The organism is Actinoplanes sp. NPDC051411 (assembly GCF_040682075.1).
Lineage (GTDB): Bacteria > Actinomycetota > Actinomycetes > Mycobacteriales > Micromonosporaceae > Actinoplanes.
Map to the genome: position 1 here is coordinate 71,614 of NZ_JBFBAD010000021.1, position 22,460 is coordinate 94,073.

Below are 22,460 nucleotides of genomic sequence, written 5' to 3' on the forward strand. Positions count from 1 at the left end.
CCGGCCGCACCAGGCGCTGATCACCATCACGCCCGCAGAGCTGAGGTTGCAGTCGAACCTCTCCCGATGGGGGATATGACAGGTTCCGCCCGACTAGCCTTGCCAGGAATGCTCTTATTGCCGGTATTGCCAAGAAGGGCGTGGGTCATCATGACAGTCCTGGTTACGGCGCTGTTCGTGCTGATCTTGGTGTGGGTGTCGTGGCGGTATCTGCGCGACCGCGATCCGCTGCTGCTGGACGTCATGGCGATCTTCGCCGCGGTCGCGATGCTGTTCGTGCTCGCGGTACTCAGCCGACTGATCGGTGCCCCGCCCCGGCCGGTCCGCGGTCTGGTTTCGGCGTTGCTGCTGGCTCAGCCGTTTCTGACGTTGCGACTCGTCAGCCGGCTGCGCCCGGTGCCGCGGTGGCTGCTTGCCGTGGTGGCGGCGGGCTGGATCGTTTCCGCTGTTCCGGTGCTGCTGCTGCCCCGGCCCTTGAAGTCACTGATCGTCTGGCCGTTGGTCGTCGTCTTCTTCGCCAGTGAGAGCGCGGCGGCGTGGCTGTTCGCGGTGGAGGCCCGCCGGCGTGGTGGCGCGGCCCGCATCCGGCTGTGGTGCGCCGCGGACGGCACCGCGCTGTTCGGTGCCGCGCTGCTGGTAGCGGGGGGCGGGTCAGGGTTGGCGGCGGACGCGCGGGCGGTGGCGATGGTCTCGGCACTGCTGTATTTGCTGGCCTTCGTGCCGCCGCACTGGCTACGCCGGGGGTGGTCCTGGCACGCGCCGTACGCGGTGATGCGCCGGCTGCTCGCCGCGCCCGTCCACGAGCCGGCCGCGCTGACGTGGCAGTCCTACTGCCAAGGCGCCCGGAGCGTTCTCGGCGCCGATGCCGTGGTGGTGTTGATGCCCTCCGGAGCAGGCACGGTGCGGATAGCGGGCGCCGCAGGTCTCCGTTCGGCCAAGGACGAATGGAGCCGCCGGGATCTCGAGGAGGTCCTGGAAAGTCATCTGCCGATCGACGCCCTGGCCGGGTGGACGCATCCTCCCGCGCTCGCCGTCACCTTGGCCCAAGCCTCCAATACCCGCTTTCTGACCGCGGCCGCGGTGCACACGGCGGACGGGCTGGCGGCTCTGCTGATGCTTGACCGCTATCGCAGCCTGTTCGCCGACGACGACGTGGCTTTGTTCTCCGACCTGGCCGCTCAGGCGGCCGCGCTGGCCGGCCGGGCCCGGGCGCTGGCCGAGCGGGAACGTCTCGCGGCGATCGTGGAGTCGTCGCACGACGCGATCATCGCCCAGACCGTCGATGGGGTTGTCACCGGCTGGAACGGCGGCGCGCAGGAGCTCTACGGCTACGACCGCACCGAGGTGCTGGGCCGGCCCGCGTCCCTGCTGTTGCCCTCGGATGGGCAGGACGCCGAGATGCAGGTCTTGCGGCGTGTCGCCGGTGGGGAACGGATCCGGCAACACCGGGTGCGGCATCGGCGTAAGAACGGAACCATCGTGATGGTGTCGCTGACGTTGTCGCCGATCAGCGACCAGGACGGCCACGTCACCGGAATCGCGGCGATCTCACAGGACATCACCGAACGCCGGCGCGCCGAGGCGATGTTCGAGGGACTGCTCGAGGCCGCTCCCGACGCGGCCATCTGCGTCACCGGCAACGGCACCATCACGCTGATCAACGCCCAGGCCGAACGGCTCTTCGGCTACCACCGCGAGGAACTGCTCGGCCGGCCGGTCGACATCCTCATCCCGGAACGGGCGCGAGCCTCGCACCCGCTGCACCGCGACAACCTGGCCCGGCTCGACAACCGGTCCACCGCCCGCGGGCAGGCGATGACAGCGGTACGCAAGGACGGCACCGAGTTTCCCGCCGAGATCAGCCTGTCCGCGCTCGAGACCGACCAGGGCGTCATCGTGTCCGCCGCCGTACGCGACGTCACCGAACGCCTCATCGCCCAGCACGAACGCGAACGCCTGATCGCTCAAGCCGAACGCGACGCCGGGGAACGGCAGCTACAACACGCCCGCCGCCTCGAGAGTCTCGGCCAACTCGCCGGCGGGGTGGCCCACGACTTCAACAACATCATGGCCGTGATCACCAACTACACCGAACTTCTCACCGAAACGCTGGAAGAGCCGATGCCGAGCCCGGCCGATCTGGCCGGAGCCCGCCAGGACCTCGAGCAGGTCAGCCGAGCGGCCGAACGCGCCACCCGGCTGACCAAACAACTGCTGGCCTTCGGCCGGCGCGACATCACCCAGGCGCAGGTACTCAGCCTCAACCACGTCATCGGCGACATCGAGCCGATGCTGCGCCGCACCCTCGGCGAACACATTCACCTGATCACCACCCTCGACCGGCAGCTACGGCCCGTCTACGCCGACGCCGGCCAGCTCGAACAGATCCTGGTCAACCTCGCCGTCAACGCCCGCGACGCCATGCCCAGCGGAGGCACCCTGTCGATCGAGACCAGCCCCGCCGACATCGGCGCCGCTGACACCACGACCACCAACGTGCCGGCCGGCCGCTACGTCCGGCTGCGGGTCAGCGACACCGGCGTGGGAATGCCCCCGGAGGTGATCGAGCGCGCCTTCGAGCCGTTCTACACCACCAAACCCAAAGGATCCGGCACCGGCCTGGGCCTCGCCACCGTCTATGGCATAGCGACCGCGGCCGGCGGCGACGTACGGCTGTACTCCGAAGCCGGCATCGGCACGACGGTCACCGTCATGCTGCCCTCCGTCGAGGCCCCCGCCGACAACGACGCCATCACCTCGGACAGCGAACCGGCCACCGCCACCACACCGGCGACCGAAACGATTCTGCTGGTCGAGGACGAAGACGCCCTGCGCCAAGTCGCCACCCGCATCCTCGCCCGCGCCGGCTATCAGGTCCTCGCCGCAACCGGCGGAGCGCAGGCGATCCACATCGCCCAGAGTCGATCCGATGCCATCCACCTGCTGCTCACCGACGTGATCATGCCGAAGATGATGGGCAACGAAGTCGCCGCCCGCATCCAGACGATCCGGCCGGAGCTACCCGTGCTGTACATGTCCGGCTACGCCGAACCCGTCCTCACCGAGAACGGCACCCTGCCCGACGGGGTCACCATCATCGAAAAACCCTTCACCACCCGCGAACTGCTCGACCGGGTCCACGCCAAGCTGCACCAGCCGCATCCGGACGCCTCAGCCGCCCCGCCGCCGACCGAACACACTCCAGCCCGGTGATCACCGAACCGTCCCGGGAGCCGTCCCGGGCCGCGATCCGGTTGCTTGCCACCGAGCGGCGGGCCAGGCGCCGATTGCGCCGGCCGGCGGGCGTACGTCCCTCGACCTCGCACTGCCGCCCGAACTGTTCACCACACGGGGATGTCGCCCGAGTAGCTCAGTGCAGGTTGTCGCCGACCAGCTCGGCTGCGGCCCGGTGTTCCTCGACCGGCGTCCGCCGCCCCGTGAGCGAGTCATGGCTGCCGGTGACCACTAGCGTCGACGCGACGAGCTGCCGGGCGAGGTCGTGAAACGGTGTCTCGGAGATGCTGAGGCAGAGCTCGGAGATGGCCCGCGGGCTCGCGGTGGCTGCGGTATAACGGCGCCGGCGGATGGTTAATAGGTGACGCTGACGACGCCGGTCAAGGTGCCGACGTAGCCGTGGCCGGCGGCGACCGTAGGCGAGGCGAAGTGGGGGGACTGGCCTATCGCCAGCTTGGACCGCACCCGGCCGGTGCCGGGGTCGAGCAGATACAGCAGGCCGCCGTCGTAGTCGACGACCCATACCGCGCCGCCGGCAACGATCGGGGAGCCACGAGCGCCGGACGGTCCGTGCCATCCCGGCCGCAGGGCGCCGGAGGCCGGGTCGAGGGTGACCGATCGGATGCCGTCGCGGCAGGGCAGGAACAGGATGGTCCCGCTCACGGCAGCACCGCCGAACACCTTGCAGATCGCGGTCTGGCTCCGTTGGCCGCCGAGTCCACCGAGATGGGTGGGATCAAGGACGTACGCGTCGCCTCGCTTGCCGGCGATCACCAACGCGGAGCCGGCCACCGCCGGGGTCATCGAGCCGAGGTCGAGGTCGTTCTCGTTGTCCTGCGCCCAGGTGGCCGGCGCGAAGAAGTCCGTACGGTGCAGGGCCGGGTCGAGGGCGATGACGGTATCGCTGCCGTCGAAGCCGGTGGTGGACTCGCCGTTGCCGACCGCATAGTAGAGTCGGCCGCCGAGCACCACTCCGCCGCCGGGCGACCAAATGCCGCCCTCGCGCGAGGTCGGGACGGCGTAGCTCTGCACAGCGCCGGAACCGCTCACCGGGACTGAGACCACCGAGCCGATGTACTGGGCGCAGTCGCCGTCCAGGCCGCCGTAGGCGATGTACACCCTGCCCTGAAGCACGGTCAGCGCGGACCGTTGCTGATGGGCGATCTTGTCGCCTCGGGGTGGCTCGGCGACGCGGTGCACGCGGATCTGGCCGGTCCGGACGTCGATGCCGTACAGGGTGTGGACCCCGCCGGCGGACTCGGCCAGCGCGAAAACCAGGCCGGAGCCGGCGTCGTAGGCCATCGTGCTGGTGATACCCAACGGGTCGATGTCACCGCACGGCAGGTCGGACCGGGGCACCGGGTTGCCCACGTGCCGCGACCAGAGGACGGCGCCGTCCGTCGGGTCGAGGGCGTAGACGGTGTCGTTCTCGGTGGCTGCGAGCAGCCGGCCACCCACGACCAGGGGCTCTCCGTAGACGGCGCCGTCCAGGCGCGCCCGCCAGGCTGGTGTCAACCTGGTGGCCGCCGGCTGCGCGGGGCCGAGGCCGGAGCGGGTGTTGTCCCGGTGGTACGTGGGCCAATCGTCGGCTGCGACCGGAGACGAGCTCACTGGCGTAGGAGCTGAAGCGGCGGCCGGTGGGAACGACGGCTCGACCGCCTTCGGTGCCTGGGTGCAGGCCGTGAGCACTACCACGCTGAGCAGACCGGCCACACTGGCGCCGGCTCGGGCGGAAAGAGCCATGCCGGCAACCGTACCCACGACCTAGGCGATCCAACGTTGGCCGGGAGCGACTGCGACCGATATGACCTCCGGCGGCCGGCCACGGGACCGCCCGGCCGTTACCTTCACCCACATTCAGAGCCGCAGAACTGCAGGCCAGTGCCGTCGCGCCCGTCCCGCCGGAACGTGAAAACATGCGATTTCAAGTTGTGCTGATTACCGGAGTCCCGGGCATTGGGCGGCCCGTAAGCCGGGCGGTCAGGGACCTCTGCTCGCCGGCCTGCCGACAATTCCGCACCGGGCTTCTTCGATGTCCGGCTGCGCCCGTCGCGTGGTCGAGTTCCCGTGGGCGTAAGGCGGTGGCCAGCGCGGCCACGGTGAGGCCGCCACGGTACAGCCAGGATGCCTGATCCGACGCCACGTGCCACAGCCACAGGGTGCCGGCAGCACCGCTCAGGCCCAGTACGGCGAGCCCGGCGCGTCCGGCCGGTGGCGGTCGCCGCCCGGCCCGCACACCGCCCGCCGGGGTCAGGGCGACCGCCAGGGCGGCTCCGATCAGGAGCGCCTGGGCGCGCGTATCGGTGCCGTAGTACGCCCGTCCGATGGACTCCGGCCGGAAGAAGTGGGCGCAGAGCAGTTGCGAGAGGCCCGCACCGGCGCAACAGGAGACCACTAGCGCCGCCCGGGCGCGGCGGAACGCCAGTACGGCGGTGACCGCCGTGATCAGCAGTGGCCACAGCAGGTAGAACTGCTCTTCGATACCGAGCGACCAGGTGTGCTGCAGTGGCGAGGCGGTCGCGGTGGCGGCCACGTACCCGGTGCCGCGGAAGATCATCCGCCAGTTCGCGACGTAGCCGAGAGCGGCGTACGCGTCGGTGCGCAGCAGGCCGAGCGCGTCGCCGTCGAGCACGAAGCGGCCGACCACGACGGTGGCGAGCAGCACGGCCAGCAGGGCCGGCATGAGCCGCCGTGCGCGCCTGGTCCAGAACCGCTTGAGGTCGATCCGGCCGCGGGTCTGCCGCTCGGTGAGCAGCAGCGAGGTGATGAGGAAGCCGGACAGGACGAAGAAGGTGTCCACGCCGAGGAACCCGCCGGCCAGGCCGGGCACCCCGGCGTGGAACAGCACGACGGAAGCCACGGCCAATGCCCGGATGCCGTCGAGTGCCCGGCTGTAGCCGAACGAGGGACCATGACCCTTCTCGCCGGGCGCCAGGGCGGCCAGGACGGCGGTCTGATCCGGATCCACCCGGCTCAACGACGGATGGTTGCGCGGTCCTGAGGCGCCCGCGCGGCGCCTGCGGTAGTGGGGACGGCGGGATCGCGGTCGCCACGGCCGATGTTATCCGCGAGCATGACAACTCCTTCCATTGCGGCCGCGACCGCGGACCGAGGTACCGCGCTCGCGAGCATCCACACCTCGTGTCGCCAAATCGTGTCCGGGCCTGTCGGTGGCCGCCCCCGGGCTGCTGCCCCACCTCGGGCCCGGCCACTGGCGTCCAGCCGGCGCGAGCACTGTCTGCGCGGGTGCAGGGGAGCGGGCCTCCACGGTGGGAAATGTTCCGGTTCGGGAGCTGAGGAAATCCTGAACCGGTCAGCAGGGCTCAGCCAGCGCGCTGGCGCTGAGAGGATCGACATCCCCGTCGATGCAGGATCGGCGGACCAGCGGCGTTGGTTGACGGTGTCGCGGAGCTGTTCGGACAGAGCGGCCAGTCCTTGGCGGACTGCTGGGCCTGTGGGATTCCCCGTGGGCCGGGCCGAGGGTCATGGGTCCACTACCAGGCGTCGGGTTGGCGAGCGGTGACGGCGGTGTCGGCCGGGTCGGGTGCGGTGGCGTGCTACTGGTAGGAAAGCCCCATGGGGGACGTTTTTGCGGATACGGTGCGCCGGTTGCGGTTGGGTGCGGGTTTGACGCAGGAGGCTTTGGCGGAGTGTTCCGGTGTGTCGGTGAGCACTATTCGCGGCATGGAGACCGGCCGCCGCCGCAATCCGCAGCTGGAGTCGGTGCGCCTGCTGGCCGCGGCGCTGGAGCTGGGGCCGGCCGAGCGGGACGGGTTGCTGGCCGCGGCGGTGGGCACGGGCTCGGCCGCGGATCTGCCGGTACCGCGTCAACTGCCCGCTTCGCCGGTGCCGTTCGTGGGTCGCGGGCGTGAGCTGGCGGGTCTGGACGTGGTGTTGGGGGCGGATGCGGTGGGCACGGTCGTCGTGTCGGCGGTCGCGGGTGCCGGCGGGGTCGGTAAATCGTGGCTGGTGTTGCACTGGGCGCACCGCAATGCCAGTCGGTTTCCCGACGGGCAGCTTTTCGTCGATCTGCGGGGCTTCAGCGCGGACGGCGAACCGATGGACCCCGCGGTGGCGGTGCGAGGCTTTCTGGACGCGCTGGGCGTGGAGCCGTCGCGTATCCCGGTCGCGACGCATGCGCGGGCGGCGTTGTTCCGCAGCCTGGTGGCGGGCCGGCGGATGCTGCTGGTTCTCGACAACGCGGTCGACACCGCTCAGGTGACGCCGCTGCTGCCGGGCGGGGACACCTGCACGGTCGTGGTCACCAGCCGCAACCACCTGTCGGGCCTGGTCACCGGGAACGGCGCGCACCACCTGCCGGTCGACACACTCTCCGACGACGAGGCCCGCGGGCTGCTGGCGGCCAGGCTCGGCAGGACACGCATCGAGGCCGAACCCGCGGCGGTGGACGAGCTCGTCCGTCTGTGCGGGGGATTCCCGCTCGCGCTGAGCATCGTCGCCGGCCGGGCCCACACCCATCCCACCTGCCGTTGGCCGAGCTCGCGGTCGATCTACGGGAAGGCGCCCTGGAGGTATTGGACGACGCCGACCCCGGCGCGAGTCTGCTCGCGGTGCTCTCGCTGTCCCTCACGGCGCTGAGCGATGAGGAGACGGAGGTGTTCGGGCTGCTGGCGAGCGCACCGGGACCCGATATCAGCCTGCAGGCCGCCGCCAGCCTCACCGGGTTGAGCCGGCCACGGACGCGGGCGGTGCTGCGCCGGCTACAACAGGCGTCGCTGATCAGCCAGGATGTCGCTCACCGTTACCACATGCACGACCTGATCCGCCGCTACGCCGCGACCCACGACCTGCCCGAGGGCACCCGCCAGGCGGCGCTGCGGCGGGTGCTGGACTTCTACCTCCACACCGCCTTCGCCGCCGATCGGCTCCTGGAATACCATCGCAAGCCCATCGACCTCGCCCCACCGGCGGCCGGTTGCCACCCCTCGGCGCTGTCCGGCATCCCGGCGGCGATGGACTGGTTCGAGGCCGAGCACCACAATCTCATCGCCGCCCAGCAGGCGGCCGTCGCCCACGCGTCGCACACCACGGTCTGGCAGCTGGCGTGGGCGTTGCACAACTTCCAGTACCGGCGAGGACACCGCCACGACCAACTCGCGGGGTGGCGACTCGCGGCTGCCGCCGCGCGCCAACTGCCCGATGTGGGCGCCCAGATCCTCAGCCACCGCCTTCTGGGACGGGCCCACGTCGTCCTCGGGCATCATGAGGAGGCGCTCGCCGCGCTCGGCGAAGCCCTCGCCCTGAGCGAGCAGCAAGACGACCGCGCCGTGCAGGCCCAGACGCACTACACCCTCGCCTCCATCCACCCGGACGGCCGGCGCGCTCTGGAGCATGCCCGGCGGGCCCTGGACCTCTACCGCGGCCTTGGCCACGCGATCGCGGAAGGCAACGCGCTCAACGCCGTCGGCTGGTACGCGGCCCGCGTGCAGGAGTACGACGTGGGCCGCGAGCACTGCCGGGCCGCTTTGGCCCTCTTCGAGCGTCACCAGGACATCGACGGTCAGGCGCAGACCCTGGACAGCCTCGGTTACATCGGGCACCACAGTGGACGACAACACGACGCCATCCGCTCCTACCGCCGCGCCCTCAGCCTCTACCGGGACCTCGACAACGCCTACGAAGCCGCCGACACCCTGGCCCGGCTCGGGCATCCCCATCTCGCGACAGGCCGCCGTGACCAGGCCGAAGCAGTGTGGCGAGAGGCATTGGAACTGTACCGGCGGCAGGGGCGCGATGAGGAGGCCGAGGAGGTCGAGCGGCTGCTCGATGCCCTTGAGGGACACGAGAGTCCGCCCGGCGGCGGCTGAACCCACAGAGCCGTCGTAGGGGTCACGAACCGTGTGGGCCGGTGCCGGCGGTCGGCGGGCGATCCGGTCGGACCGGTCATACGTGAACGGTCGGTGACCTGTCGTCCCGTCCGGCACACCAGCACGATGGAGTCAGTGGCGAGACAGCCGGTTACGCCGGCATCTCTGCCGCGCCGCGCGCACATTTTCGCGCCTGTTCATCCGCCTGGCCATTTCTGATCATGGGAGTCCTCACCGATGCGATCCGTTGCACTGCGCCGTGCCGGCGCCGGCCTGCTGACCGCTGCCGCACTCGTCCTCGGCGCCGCCAGCCCGAGTGCCGCCAGCCCGAGCGACGCCAAGCCCTCCGCCGCACCCGAGAGCTGCTGCGACTTCGTCTATTACTTCAACACGGTCGTCACCCAGTGGACACACCGGACGCCTGACGCGCTCAACTCCACACACGAGGGCCTGCTGTACAAGGGCCACAACTACTTCTACTGCCAAGCCAGCGGAGCGACCTACGCCAACAACGGCCGCCAGGACAGCGTCTGGTTGCTGACCGACGACGACACCGGACACAGCAGCGTCTGGGTCAGCGACGTCAACCTCGACGACGCCGGTTGGAAGTCTTTCGGCCGCATCCTTCCCGCGTGCTGACACCGGCGCCGCACCGGCAAGACCAACTACACCGCAAGGAGAAGGTACCCACATGCGACCGCATACGGCGCGCCGCGCTCTGATCGGACTACTTGCCGCCGCAGGACTCCTGGTCGGCACCGCGAGCTCGGCCCACGCTCAGGAATCCGGACCCACGGCCACGAAGGCGGCGACGTCGGCGCAATACGCCAAGCATTACTTCGACACCGTCGTCTCGCAGTGGACGCACTGGTCACCCAACGCGCTCAACTCCACACACGCCGGAAACCTGTGGGTCGGGACCAACTACTTCTACTGCCAAACCCCCGGAGCGACCTACGCCCACAACGGTCGCCAGGACAGCATCTGGCTGCTGACCGACGACGACAGCGGTAACAAGAACGTCTACGTCAGCGACGTCAACCTCGACGACGCCGGTTGGAGGTCTTTCGGCCGCATCCTTCCCGCGTGCTGACACTGGCACCGCACGCACAGGACCAACGACACCGCGACGAGGAGGCAGCCACTGCGTCAGGTTCGGGGCGACCTACCGCAACTACGACTGGAATCACGACCTGAAGGACCTGCCGCTGTGCGGCTGATCCGCGACAGGGCCGGCGGGAGCTGAGAGCCGGGCGGCGGCACAGGTGTACACCAGGCTCCCGCTCCCGAGCCGCGGGAGCGGGAGCCTGGTACACCAAGGACCGCCTGTTCACGACGGGGGCATCCGAGGCAGCCGGGGCCCCTGGAGACGGTGCCGGACGCTGCGCCGTGCTCGTCGGTTCTGGTCGGCTCGGCCCGGCCGGATCCCCGGCTGTCGGCCGGCCCCGAGGTCGACCCGGACCCCGCACCGCCCGGCCGCCGCCCGGCCGCCGCCCGGCCGCTCCGCAAGCAACCCAGCAGCGCAGCTCGGGAGGTCGCTCGCCGCCGTTCGTGGTCCTCCGGCAGCACGCGGGGGCCGTCAACTGGGTGAGGGCCGCCACGGTGTCCGGCCGATCGGGGCCTGCGGGGCGCCGCGGACAACCTTGACCGCTGCCGTAGCGCTGGTTCATGGCCTGCTGGTCGGCGAGGCTGCCGTCGGTCGTCATCACCTCAACGCCGGATCCGTCCGGTGTGGGCCCCGCACCGTTGACATCGACACCGCTGTCGCGCCAGTAGCCCGCATCGTCCATCACCCTCGTGGTGAGGTCCCGCATCTGCCGCAGGGAGAACTTCGCGTCCGGAAGGCGACTCGTACGGCGGGCAATCGCTGCCGTACCGCGGCGTCGAGACCCGGGTCGGAACGGCGGTAGATGATCAGGGCGTGCGCGGCATGGTCGAGCACGAGTCCTGCGAAGGAGTTGGTGAATGACGTACGCGGCAGCGGTTCGACGTCGTTCGCCGCCGTCGCCAATGCCGGATCGTTGGAGACGGCCGGGCCTGGAGGCGATGCTTCCGGGCCCGGAGAATCCTGGGGTGACGCGGCCGGCTTGCCGCATGCGGCCAGCACACAAACTACGGAAAGCGCTACTACAACAGCGCGCGAGGTGTGGTGCATCGCCCCTCCTGCGGTCCGGGTCGCCGCGTGTTGATCGCGCGGTTCGCGTTGCCTTTTGGACGCGCTGCCGATTCTGTCCAGCGCGCGGTGGGTGGGGGGTCACCCACCTCACGTTCACACGCAAGGCCGCCTCGTGAACGCCGACACCGTCCCCCGCAGGTGGTCGGCCGACCGGTAACGGCTCCGTGTCACCATGTCCGGCATGAGCGGCGAACACGCCGATCTGAACTGCGAGGCGGTTGCCGCCGACGAGCCGGCGCCAGGCCAGGCGGCTGATCTGCCAGATGATCTGCCGGACGGAGAGGATCGTGCGGCGGAGCCGTACGCGACTGGACGAGCTACTGACGTCGATCCGAGCCTTGTCGCGACGCGCGAAGACTTCGCGCACTTCCGGTCGGCTCTGCTTGCCGATTTCCGGGCGATGACAGTGCACCGCTCACCGGCTTGGTATCAGACCTCGCTGACCTTCTTCCACCGTTCTCGGGTGGATTCGCAGTTCTGCGGATTACGCGACGAACAGGACGATCGGTGTGGTGCGAAGACGCCTCCCGGAGCGCCGAATACCTGGTCCACGCCGTTGTCGTCGTCATAGAGGTGAACAAAGCCAACGCGTTCGTAGAGTTTACGCGCAGCGCTGCCTCGGTCGATTGCCAGCCGGAACGGTCTGCCGTCTCGATGGGCGTCCATGACGTACTGAAGCACCTGGCGGCCGAGGCCGCGCCCCTGAGCCGCCGGATCGAGATAGAAATGCTCAATCCAAAGCGCATCTGGCTCGGGTCGCACGGCGATGACACCCACCGGCTTCTCACCGACTTCGATGATGTCGGTGTTGACTGGAACGTACGTTTCGAGGAATCGTCGGCGAGCCCACTCCTCGTCCCAGAGTCCGAGGCGCTCCAAGTCCGGACGCATTGCGCGCGCCTTGAGGTCAGCAAGCCACTCTGCGTCTGCCGGCAGAGCGGGACGGAGTTTCCACGCCCTTTCCATTCAAGGAGTCTTTCAGATATCCGCATCTGGCGCGGACAACGCGTGCCCAGGCTCTCCGCCGATCGTCACGCTCGGTGAGCGAGGGTGCGGCTGTTGCCGGTGCAGCCTCCTCGAGCTCCGTAACCATCAATGTCCAATGTAGAAATACACTGCGTTGAGCTGAGGAGCCCCCCGAATCCGCCGGTCGTCAAGACTCCGAACGGGGCACACCTCGACCCCACCCGCCGGCCGCGACCGACCGACGCATGTCATCTCATCTGCCGCGCTGACAACGTAAGGCGCATCGTCATCTGGTCACACTACGTAATGGCGTCATGAGGCTGGCGCGCGTCCTTGGGGTCGTACGACGTACCGATTGCCTTGACCGTCGCCGGCCGCTCGACGAGTTCGAGTGCCTCGGACGAAGCCCGGGGTTGTCAGGCGGTATCGGCGGCGCGGCCCGGCCCGGCGCCGCGTTCCCCTCGGGCGTTTCGGCCGGTCGGGCCGATGGCCGAAGCGCCTAGCGACCTGTGGCCTGAGGCGCCGTCCGCGCTGGTCTTGGCATAATATGCCGACTTGGGCGGGGAGGCATTGTGGCGAAGCTGTTGTGCATCGGCGAGATTCTGGTTGAGATGGTCGCCGAGAAGATGGACCAGTCGAGCCTCGAACCGGGGAGCTGGATCGGACCGTACCCTTCGGGGGCGCCGGCCATCCTGGCCGACCAAGCCGCCCTGTGCGGGGCCGAGGTGTCGCTGGTCGGAACCGTCGGCCCGGACGCGTTCGGCGAAGTGTGCCTGACGCGCCTGCGTGCCAGCGGGGTACGGCTCGACCACATCACGGTCGACGAGCATGGCACGACCGGCGTCGCCTTCGTGAGCTACCGCAGCGGCGGGTCACGCTCGTTCATCTTCCACCTCGCCGACGCCGCGTCGGGCCGGTTCGGGCTGACCGACCTGGAAGCCGGCCTCCGCGACCTCGACTGTGTCCACCTCATGGGCAGCAGCGCGTTCAGCGCGGCCGCGGTCGATGCGATCGGGGAAGTCTTCGACGCCGCCCAGGCTCGGGGGGTCCGAGTCTCGTTCGACCCCAATATCCGTCCGGAGATGCTCACGCGCGAGGAGTACGTCCGGGTGCTGCGCCGTATCCTGCACGGTTCGCAGATCGTCCTCGCCAGCGAGGGGGAGCTGCAGGTGCTCCTCGGAAGCGCGACCGAAGCGGAGTGCGCGGCCGCGCTGCTGGCCCGGTCCGCGGAGGCGGTTGTCATCAAGCGCGGTGCGCGGGGAGCGAGCCTGTTCCAGCCCGGTCGCGACGAATTCAGCGTGCCGGGTCTGTCGGTGGACGAGGTCGACCCGACCGGTGCCGGCGACTGCTTCGGCGGCACCTTCCTGTCGCTTTACCTGACGGGGATGGAGGCGGCACAGGCCCTGCGCTACGCGAACGTCGCGGGCGCGATGGCCGTGACGCGGCGGGGTCCGATGTCCGGTAACCGCTCGTTCGCGGAGCTCCAGACCGCCGAACGGCTGCTGACGTCGGCGTGATCGCCGCCGACCGTCACGCTCTCCACGACGACCCGACCGGACCCGTGGCACTGGCTTGAATGTGCCTGTTCCGACCGTGGCCTCCTTCGGTCCCGAACTCCCTTCGGCATTCCGCTCATCTTCCGGCGGCTCCGGACGATGGTCGCGGACATCTCAGCCGAACTGTCCCCGGCGAATCGGGCGGGTTCGATAAGGAGCGCATCGTGGATAGCAGGACTCGGATAAGACTCGGCCGCTCAGCCGGGGGGCTGACCGGACTCGCGGTGGTCGCGGTGCTGGCGGCCACGGGGGTGCCGGCGTCCGCGAGCACGCCCACCGGACCCCTGGTCGGCGTCATCGTCCGCGCCACCTCGGCCGCGGATGTGACGAGGGTGCAAGCGGCGGTCCGGCAGTCGGGTGGCGCGGTGGGCCGCCCGCTGGCGTTGATCTCCGGCTTTGCGGCCCAGGTGCCCTCCGGCGCGCTTCCGGCGCTGCGAGCCGCCGGTGGCGTCGCCGAGGTGACCGCTGACACCGCGGTACGAATGAAGGCGGACAAGTGGATCGACGATGGCGGAAAGAACATCGCCGTCGACTCGGTCAAAAAGGCGGCCGGAGGCAAGAAGAAGGACAACACGGTCGACACGGCCTCTCTCACGGGCGCGGGGATCGGCGTGGCCCTCATCGACTCCGGCGTGGCCCCGGTGACCGGCCTCAACCAGCCCGGCAAGGTGATCAATGGACCTGACCTGTCCTTCGAGTCGCAGACACCGGGACTCGCCGACATCGACACGTACGGCCACGGCACGCACATGGCCGGAATCATCGCCGGCAGCGACCCCACGACCTCGACCGGCGCCGTGGGCTTCCAGGGTGTCGCCCCGGGCGCACACCTGATCAGTCTCAAGGTCGCCGCGGCGGACGGAGCCAGCGACGTCTCCCAGGTCATCGCCGGAATCGACTGGGTGGTGAGCCATCGCAACGATCCCGGCCTCAACATCCGGGTACTGAACCTCTCGTTCGGCACGGACTCCAGCCAGGATGAGAAACTCGACCCGATCTCGTACGCGGTGGAAGCCGCCTGGCGCAACGGCATCGTCGTTGTCGTCTCGGTCGGCAACGACGGGGCGGCGGCTACCCGGGTGACCATGCCGGCGGCCAATCCGTACGTCATCGCGGTGGGCGCAGCTGACCCGAACGGCACGGATGTGCGTACCGACGACACCGTCGCGACCTTCAGCACCCGCGGGAACGCCGGGCGGCACGCCGATCTGCTGGCCGCCGGCCGGTCCGTCGTCTCCCTGCGGGACCCGGGTTCCTACATCGATGACAATTACCCGGGCGCCCGGGTCGCCGATGCCGCCGGGCAGCTGCGATTCTTCCGCGGCAGCGGTACCTCGCAGGCCGCGGCAGTGGTCTCCGGTTCGGTCGCCCTGCTGCTGCAGCAACGTCCCGGGTTGACGCCGGACCAGGTCAAGAATCTGCTGGTGCAGTCCGCGGATCCGCTGACCGGCGCCGATCCGATCGCCACCGGCGCGGGTCAGCTCGACATCGCCGGGGCGGCGACGCTGCAGGTTCCGCTGAACGCCAAGCAGAGTTACCCCGCCGCCACCGGCCTGGGAAGCCTCGAGGGCTCCCGCGGGTCCGCGCACGTCGCCGCGGCGGCCACCGGATTGTTGCTGACCGGCGAGAAGGACATCTTCGGCGCGCCATGGACGCCGGCGACCTGGACCGCGGCGGCGAAGAACGGCAAGGCATGGTCGGGCGGCACCTGGAACGGCAAGGTCTGGGCCGGCTCCGCGTTCACCGGGCAGTCATGGGCCTCCGGCACGTGGGGAACAGTGACCTGGAGCTCGCTCACCTGGTCGGGACAGTCGTGGACTTCCGGCGTCTGGTCCGGCCGATCATGGGCGGCCGGGTCCTGGAGCGGGCGTTCCTGGGCCGGGGCTACCTGGTGCGGGCGATCCTGGACCGGGCGTAGCTGGGCCTAGCGTCCGACTCGTCAGTGCTGAGCCGGCCGGGCGACTCGCCCGGCCGGCTCTCCTGTTGCCGGCCGGAAATTCTCAACCCGGCCCGGCGGACGCCGACAACTGAGTTGAGCGAGCGGAGAGGAGGTTTGCCCATGAGTGAGGCGCCTCCCCAGCGGCTGAGCGCCGACGCGAAGATCGGCGTGCTGACCGCGGTTCTGGTAGCGGTCACCCTCGCCGTCCAGGCGGTGTGGCTCGCTGACGGCTTCACGCTGGCCGGCCATGACGTCGTACGCCTGGCCGCCGTGGCCCTGCTCTTCGCCGCCGCGGAGAAGTTCGTCGTCACGTTCCCCGTCCGCCGCGGCGCGCACACCATCAGCCTCAGTGAAATTCCCCTCGTACTCGGGCTCGCCACGATCGCCCCGCCGTTGCTCGTCGCCGTGCGAATAGTCGGCGGACTGGCCGGCCTCACCGCATTCCGGCGTCAGGGCGGCAGCAAACTTGCCTTCAACACGGCGCTCTACGGGGTTCAGGCCACTGCCGCCGGTGCCGTTTTCCACCTGGTCGCCCGGTCGTGGGATCCACTCGGACCGACCGGGTGGATCGCCGCCTTCGCCGCGACCTTCACGACCGATGTGATCTCCATCGTTCTGATCAGCGCGGTGATCGCGCTGCACGACGACAGCGGGGAGTGGCGGCGGCTGCTGACCGCCGACGTCCGGAAACTGTTCCAACTGCCGCTGGTGGCCGTCACGACGACACTGGGGCTGGTCACCGCGATCGTGGTCCGCGAGCAGGCACCGGCGGCCGTGCTGCTCGCGGTCCTCTCCCTCGCGATCTACCGGGTGCTCCAGCGCTACGCCCAGCAGACCCAGGGGCATACCCAGGTCGAGGCGCTGTACGAATTCACTCGCAGCCTGAACGGGCCCCGGGATGCCGACGAGGTGGCGCGGGTCGTGCTGAGCCAGGCCCGCGACCTGGTCCGCGCGGAGTCCGCCGAGCTGGTTCTCGCCGACGACGACGCCAACGTCCGGATCCGGCTCGCCGGTCAGGACGACTTCGAGACCGGCGTCGTCCCTGGGCACGGCGACGTATGGTGGGGCCCGGCCCGCCTCGGTGAGGTGGTCTTCCTGCCGGCCGCGAAGCAGCGCGTGCACCGCCCGTCCGAACCGATCGACGCCATGGCCGTGCCCGTGGCGCTGGGAAACACCACCGCCGTTCTCATCGTCACCGGGAGCCTGCCCGACATCGAGACCTTCACGCCGGACCACCTGCGCCTGATGCGGGCGCTCGCGGCCCACGCCGGAGTCGCCCTGACGAACGTGCGGCTGCTCGAACGGCTGCGGCACATCAGCGTGACCGACGCCCTCACCGGCCTGCCCAACCGGCGCAAGCTGCTCGCCGAGCTGCAACAGGCAGCCGAGGTGCCGAGTACGGTCGGCGTCCTGCTGCTCGACCTCGACCGGTTCAAGGAGGTCAACGACGCCCTGGGGCACACCATCGGCGACCGGGTACTTCGCGAGGTCGGCAACCGGCTCCAGCACCGGTTCGCCGGCCGGGGCACCGTTGCCCGGCTGGGCGGCGACGAGTTCGCCATGATCATTTCCGGTGCCCGGACGCCCGGCGACCTGCTCGCGGTCGCCGACGAGGTGCGACGTACCGTCGAGGAGCCGATCCCGGTCGGCGATCTCGTCCTGCGGACGCAGGCCAGCATCGGTGTCTGCCTCGCGCCCGAGCACGGCAGCGATCCCGAACAGTTGCTTCAGCGCGCCGACGTGGCGATGTACGCGGCCAAGCAAGCTCGCTCGGGCGTACGTGTCTACCAGGCCGAGGACGACCGGAACACGCCGCGTCGCCTGTCGCTTCTGACCGAGCTGCGTACCGCGGTCGAGACCGGCGCCGTCACGGTTGTCTACCAACCCAAGGTGGAGCCGGCGTCGGGCCGCGTGCTCGGCGCCGAGGCGTTGAGCCGATGGCGGAGCGCGGACGGGCCGGTCCCGCCGGACGAATTCATTCCCCTGGCCGAGCGGTCCGGACTGATCCTGCCCTTGACCCGACACGTCCTGAACACCGCGCTCGCGGCGTGCGCCGACTGGCGGCGGGCCGGACACGACCTGTCGGTCGCCGTCAACCTTTCCCCCCAAACCATCGCCGACCAGGCGCTCATCGGCGAGGTCCGGCGGGCGCTCGCGGCGCACGGCGTTCCGGCCGAGGCTCTGACACTCGAGATCACCGAGACCGGCGTCATGGAGGATCCCACTCGCAGCTTGAACATTCTGGAATCGCTGCGAGCGCTCGGGGTCAGACTGTCGGTCGACGACTTCGGCACCGGCCATTCCTCCCTCGGCCGGCTGGCCGACCTGCCCGTCCAGGAAATGAAGATCGACAAAGGCTTCGTCCAGGACCTCACGACGAACCGGAGCCGGCAGGCGGTCACCGACGCATCACTGCACCTGGGGCACGCACTCGGCCTGCACGTCGTCGCCGAAGGCGCCGAGACCCAGGCGGAATTCGAGCACCTGCGCCGGCTGGGCTGCGACTCCGTGCAGGGCTACTACATCTCCCGGCCGCTGCCCGCGGACCAGTTCCTGACGTGGCTGGAGACCTGGCATCGCACGATGGCACCGACCGCTCTCCTGGCGCGGGCGGAGTAGCCACTCCCATCCCGCTCGCCGCGGCGTCCACCCGCCCGACGGCGTAACGGCGGTTGATCGCGGCGGGAAAAGTGACCCGCGTCGTAAGGGCGTTAACAAGGCGTATAGGAATCGGGCCCCGGCGTACGCAACGTGTGAACACCCATGACGTACGCCGGTCCGGTCGCCGAATCTCGAGGCGCAACCTATCGAGCTGTTCCTCGTCAAGGAGTCCTCCCGTGGCTGATCTCGGGTTCGTTCTGCTCACGGTGGTGCTGTTCGCGGCGCTCACCGTGCTGATCCGGGCGGTCGAGCGCTGGTGAGCGCCGTCAACGTCGTCGGTCTGGTCGTCGCCGTCATCCTGGCCGTGTTTCTGGTGGCGGCCCTGTTGTTCCCGGAGAAGTTCTGATGGCCGGCTGGCTTTTCGTCATCACCCTGATCGCCGCGATCGCCGTCTGTTACCGGCCGCTGGGCGATTACATGTTCAAGGTCGTGACCTCGAGACGCAGCAGCGTTGTCGAGCGCGGCGTCTACCGGCTTGTCGGCGTGAACCCGGGCGCGGAGCAGACCTGGGGCGTGTACGCCCGCAGCGTGCTCGCGTTCTCCGCCGTCTCGGTCCTGTTCCTCTATTTGTTCCTGCGGGTGCAGGACAGGTTGTGGCTGGCGCTGGGCATGCCGAAGATGGCCACCCACGTCGCCTGGAACACCGCGGTCAGCTTCGTGACCAACACCAACTGGCAGGCGTACTCGGGGGAGTCGGCGCTCGGCCACCTGGTGCAGATGGCCGGCCTCGCGGTGCAGAACTTCGTGAGCGCGGCGGTCGGTATCGCGGTGGCGGTCGCGCTGGTACGCGGGTTCGCGGCCCGCAAGAACGCGAGCCTGGGCAACTTCTGGGTCGACCTGACCCGGATCACGTTGCGGGTGTTGCTGCCGATCTGCGTGCTGTTCGCGGTCGTCTTCATGGTCGGCGGCATGGTGCAGAACCTGTCCGGCGGCACCGACGTGTCGACGTTGACCGGCGCCACCCAGCACATCACCGGCGGCCCGGTGGCCAGCCAGGAAGCGATCAAGGAGTTGGGCACCAACGGTGGCGGTTTCTACAACGCCAACTCGGCGCATCCGTTCGAGAACCCGACCGCGTGGACCAACTGGCTGGAGATCTTCCTGATCCTGCTGATCCCGTTCTGCCTGCCGCGGCTCTTCGGCCGGATGGCCGGGCAGAACCGGCAGGGCTACGCGATCCTCGCGATCATGGCGATCCTGGCCCTGGGCAGTGTCGCGTTGACGGTCGGCTTCGAGGTGCACGGCGGCGGCACGGTCCCGCAGGCGGTCGGCGCCGCGATGGAAGGCAAGGAGGTCCGGTTCGGAATTCCGGACTCGGCCACGTTCGCGAGCGCGACGACGCTCACCTCGACCGGTGCGGTCGACAGCTTCCACGACTCGTACACGTCGTTCGGCGGCATGATGCCGATGGTCAACATGATGTTGGGCGAGGTCGCCCCGGGCGGTGTCGGTTCCGGCCTCTACGGGCTGCTGGTGCTGGCGGTGATCACGGTCTTCGTGGCCGGCCTGATGGTCGGGCGCACCCCGGAATATCTGGGCAAGAAGATCGGCGCCCGGGAGATGAAGATCGCCTCGCTCTATCTGCTGACCACCCCGGCGCTGGTGCTGATCGGCACGGCGGCGGCTTTCGCCACCGGCAACAACAGCACGGCGCTCAACTCCGGGCCGCACGGCCTTTCCGAGGTCCTGTACGCGTTCACGAGTGCCGCCAACAACAACGGTTCCGCGTTCGCCGGCATCACCGTGAACACCCACTGGTGGGACACCGCTCTCGGCCTGGCCATGCTGCTCGGCCGGTTCCTGCCCCTGGTGCTCGTGCTGGCCCTGGCCGGTTCGCTGGCCCGGCAGCAGCCGGTGCCGGAATCGGAAGGAACGCTGCCCACGTACAAGCCGCTGTTCGTCGGCATGACGGTCGGCGTGACGCTGATCGTGGTGGCGCTGACCTATTTCCCCGCTCTCGCTCTCGGACCCCTCGCGGAGGGCTTCACATCATGACCGCAGTAATGGAACGACCCCCGGCCGAGAAACCGAAGCCGGCCGCGGTGAGGAGCGGCCTGCTCGACCCCCGGCAGCTGGGGAAGTCGCTGCCCGACGCGGCGGCCAAACTGGACCCGCGGACGCTGTGGCGCAACCCGGTCATGTTCATCGTCGAGGTCGGCGCGGTGTTCACGACGATCCTGTCGATCGCCGACCCGAGCGTGCTCGCCTGGACCATCACGGTCTGGCTCTGGCTCACGGTCGTCTTCGCCAACCTGGCCGAGGCGGTCGCCGAGGGCCGCGGCAAGGCCCAGGCCGCGGCGTTGCGCGCGACCAGGACCGACACGATGGCCCGGCTCAAGGACGGCCGCACGGTGGCCGCGCCCGACCTCCAGCAGGGCGACATCGTCGTCGTCGAGGCCGGCGAAACCATTCCCGGTGACGGCGACGTGATCGAGGGCATCGCCAGCGTCGACGAGTCGGCGATCACCGGCGAGTCGGCCCCGGTCATCCGCGAGTCGGGCGGCGACCGGTCGGCGGTCACCGGCGGCACCAAGGTGCTCAGCGACCGGATCGTCGTCAAGATCACCCAGAAGCCGGGCGAGAGCTTCATCGACCGCATGATCGCCCTGGTCGAGGGGGCCAACCGGCAGAAGACCCCGAACGAGATCGCGCTGAACATCCTGCTCGCCGCGCTCACGATCATCTTCCTGCTGTCGGCGGTCACCCTGCAGCCGCTGGCGATCTTCTCCAAGGCGTACCAGGCGGCGGCCCCGGACACGACCGCGATCAACGGGCACGGCGTCACCGGCATCGTGCTGGTCTCGCTGCTGGTCTGCCTGATCCCGACCACGATCGGCGCGCTGCTGAGCGCGATCGGCATCGCCGGCATGGACCGGCTGGTGCAGCGCAACGTGCTTGCCATGTCCGGGCGCGCGGTCGAGGCGGCCGGCGACGTGAACACCCTGCTGCTCGACAAGACCGGCACGATCACCCTCGGCAACCGCCAGGCCTCCGAATTCGTCCCCGTCGACGGCGTCACCGCGGCCACCGTCGCCGATGCCGCACAACTCTCCAGCCTGGCCGACGAGACCCCGGAAGGCCGCTCGGTGGTCGTGCTGGCCAAGAACCAGTTCGGCCTCCGCGAACGCGAACCCGGGCTCATGGCCGACGCGACGTTCGTACCGTTCACCGCCCAGACCCGGATGAGCGGCGTCGACGTCGCCGGCCGCGAGATCCGCAAGGGCGCCGCCACCGCGGTGATGAAGTGGGTCCGCGACAACGGCGGCCACCCCACCGACGAGGTCGGCGAAATCGTCGACACGATCAGCGGCACCGGCGGCACACCGCTCGTCGTCGCCGAGCACATCACCGGGCAGCCGGCCCGCGCGCTCGGGGTGATCCACCTCAAGGACGTCGTCAAGCAGGGCATGAAGGCCCGGTTCGACGAGATGCGCACGATGGGTATCCGCACCGTGATGATCACCGGCGACAACCCGCGTACGGCGGCGGCGATCGCGGCGGAAGCCGGCGTCGACGACTTCCTGGCCGAGGCGACGCCGGAGGACAAGCTCGCCTACATCAGGAAGGAGCAGGCGGGCGGCCGGCTGGTCGCGATGACCGGCGACGGCACCAACGACGCGCCCGCGCTGGCCCAGGCCGACGTCGGGGTCGCGATGAACACCGGCACGTCGGCCGCCAAGGAGGCCGGCAACATGGTCGACCTCGACTCCGACCCGACCAAGCTGATCGAGATCGTGGAGATCGGCAAGCAGCTGCTGATCACGCGGGGCGCGCTGACCACGTTCTCGATCACCAACGACATCGCCAAGTACTTCGCGATCATCCCGGCCATGTTCGCGGCCGTGTACCCCGGGCTCGACCAGCTGAACATCATGCGGCTGCACTCGCCGGGCTCGGCGATCCTGTCCGCGGTGATCTTCAACGCCCTGGTGATCATCGCGCTGATCCCGCTCGCCCTGCGGGGTGTGCGCTACACGCCGTCGTCCGCGAGCGCGCTGCTGCGCCGCAACCTCTGGATCTACGGCCTGGGCGGCGTCATCGTCCCGTTCATCGGCATCAAGCTCATCGACCTCCTCGTCCAGTTCATCCCCGGGATCTGA

14 protein-coding genes are annotated in these 22,460 nt (G+C 69.6%); 11 read left to right on the plus strand and 3 right to left on the minus strand.

The window, feature by feature from the left end:
• Positions 1 to 150: 150 nt before the first annotated feature.
• Positions 151 to 3,213: a PAS domain S-box protein gene (locus tag AB0M88_RS14415; protein WP_364100761.1), complete on the plus strand. Its 3,063-nt coding sequence runs from the start codon at positions 151 to 153 to the stop codon at positions 3,211 to 3,213.
• 375 nt (positions 3,214 to 3,588) lie between these two features.
• Here AB0M88_RS14415 and AB0M88_RS14420 read toward each other — a convergent pair whose 3' ends face one another.
• Both AB0M88_RS14420 and AB0M88_RS14425 read right to left on the minus strand, forming a co-directional pair.
• Positions 3,589 to 4,977, minus strand: a complete 1,389-nt coding sequence (locus AB0M88_RS14420) for a PQQ-binding-like beta-propeller repeat protein (protein WP_364100764.1) — start codon at positions 4,975 to 4,977, stop codon at positions 3,589 to 3,591.
• A gap of 181 nt (positions 4,978 to 5,158) precedes the next feature.
• Positions 5,159 to 6,202 carry an acyltransferase gene (locus AB0M88_RS14425; RefSeq protein WP_364100829.1) on the minus strand — a complete coding sequence of 348 codons (1,044 nt, stop codon included), beginning with the start codon at positions 6,200 to 6,202 and terminating at the stop codon, positions 5,159 to 5,161.
• Positions 6,203 to 6,810: 608 nt separating this feature from the next.
• Here AB0M88_RS14425 and AB0M88_RS14430 point away from each other — a divergent pair.
• From AB0M88_RS14430 to AB0M88_RS14445, 4 genes are all read left to right on the plus strand, one after another.
• Entirely contained in the window at positions 6,811 to 7,833 is a 1,023-nt protein-coding gene (locus AB0M88_RS14430; protein ID WP_364100767.1) for a helix-turn-helix domain-containing protein, read from the plus strand.
• Positions 7,725 to 9,062: a hypothetical protein gene (locus tag AB0M88_RS14435; protein WP_364100770.1), complete on the plus strand. Its 1,338-nt coding sequence runs from the start codon at positions 7,725 to 7,727 to the stop codon at positions 9,060 to 9,062. Before AB0M88_RS14430 ends, AB0M88_RS14435 begins: the two co-directional genes overlap by 109 nt.
• Positions 9,063 to 9,299: 237 nt before the next feature.
• Positions 9,300 to 9,701, plus strand: coding sequence for a hypothetical protein (locus AB0M88_RS14440; protein WP_364100772.1), 402 nt, complete (start codon positions 9,300 to 9,302; stop codon positions 9,699 to 9,701).
• Between the two features lie 52 nt (positions 9,702 to 9,753).
• A complete protein-coding gene (locus AB0M88_RS14445; RefSeq protein WP_364100775.1) occupies positions 9,754 to 10,155 on the plus strand; it encodes a hypothetical protein in 402 nt (133 codons plus the stop codon).
• 1,512 nt (positions 10,156 to 11,667) lie between these two features.
• On the opposite strand, the gene AB0M88_RS14450 is transcribed toward AB0M88_RS14445, so the two are convergent.
• Positions 11,668 to 12,129 carry a GNAT family N-acetyltransferase gene (locus AB0M88_RS14450; RefSeq protein WP_364100778.1) on the minus strand — a complete coding sequence of 154 codons (462 nt, stop codon included), beginning with the start codon at positions 12,127 to 12,129 and terminating at the stop codon, positions 11,668 to 11,670.
• 647 nt (positions 12,130 to 12,776) lie between these two features.
• Between AB0M88_RS14450 and AB0M88_RS14455 the strand changes: the two genes are divergently transcribed.
• The 6 genes from AB0M88_RS14455 to kdpB all read left to right on the plus strand — a co-directional run bounded on the left by AB0M88_RS14455 (position 12,777) and on the right by kdpB (position 22,460).
• Positions 12,777 to 13,721, plus strand: coding sequence for a sugar kinase (locus AB0M88_RS14455; RefSeq protein WP_364100781.1), 945 nt, complete (start codon positions 12,777 to 12,779; stop codon positions 13,719 to 13,721).
• A 203-nt stretch (positions 13,722 to 13,924) separates the two neighbouring features.
• Complete coding sequence (locus AB0M88_RS14460) at positions 13,925 to 15,688, plus strand: S8 family serine peptidase (RefSeq protein ID WP_364100784.1); 1,764 nt, start codon at positions 13,925 to 13,927, stop codon at positions 15,686 to 15,688.
• A 131-nt stretch (positions 15,689 to 15,819) separates the two neighbouring features.
• Entirely contained in the window at positions 15,820 to 18,318 is a 2,499-nt protein-coding gene (locus AB0M88_RS14465) for an EAL domain-containing protein (RefSeq protein ID WP_364100787.1), read from the plus strand.
• A 298-nt stretch (positions 18,319 to 18,616) separates the two neighbouring features.
• Complete coding sequence (kdpF, locus tag AB0M88_RS14470; protein ID WP_364100790.1) at positions 18,617 to 18,706, plus strand: K(+)-transporting ATPase subunit F; 90 nt, start codon at positions 18,617 to 18,619, stop codon at positions 18,704 to 18,706.
• Entirely contained in the window at positions 18,706 to 20,355 is a 1,650-nt protein-coding gene (kdpA, locus tag AB0M88_RS14475; RefSeq protein WP_364100793.1) for a potassium-transporting ATPase subunit KdpA, read from the plus strand. Before kdpF ends, kdpA begins: the two co-directional genes overlap by 1 nt.
• On the plus strand, positions 20,352 to 22,460 hold the full coding sequence (gene kdpB, locus AB0M88_RS14480; RefSeq protein WP_364100796.1) for a potassium-transporting ATPase subunit KdpB: 2,109 nt from the start codon (positions 20,352 to 20,354) through the stop codon (positions 22,458 to 22,460). The genes kdpA and kdpB overlap by 4 nt, the downstream gene beginning before the upstream one ends.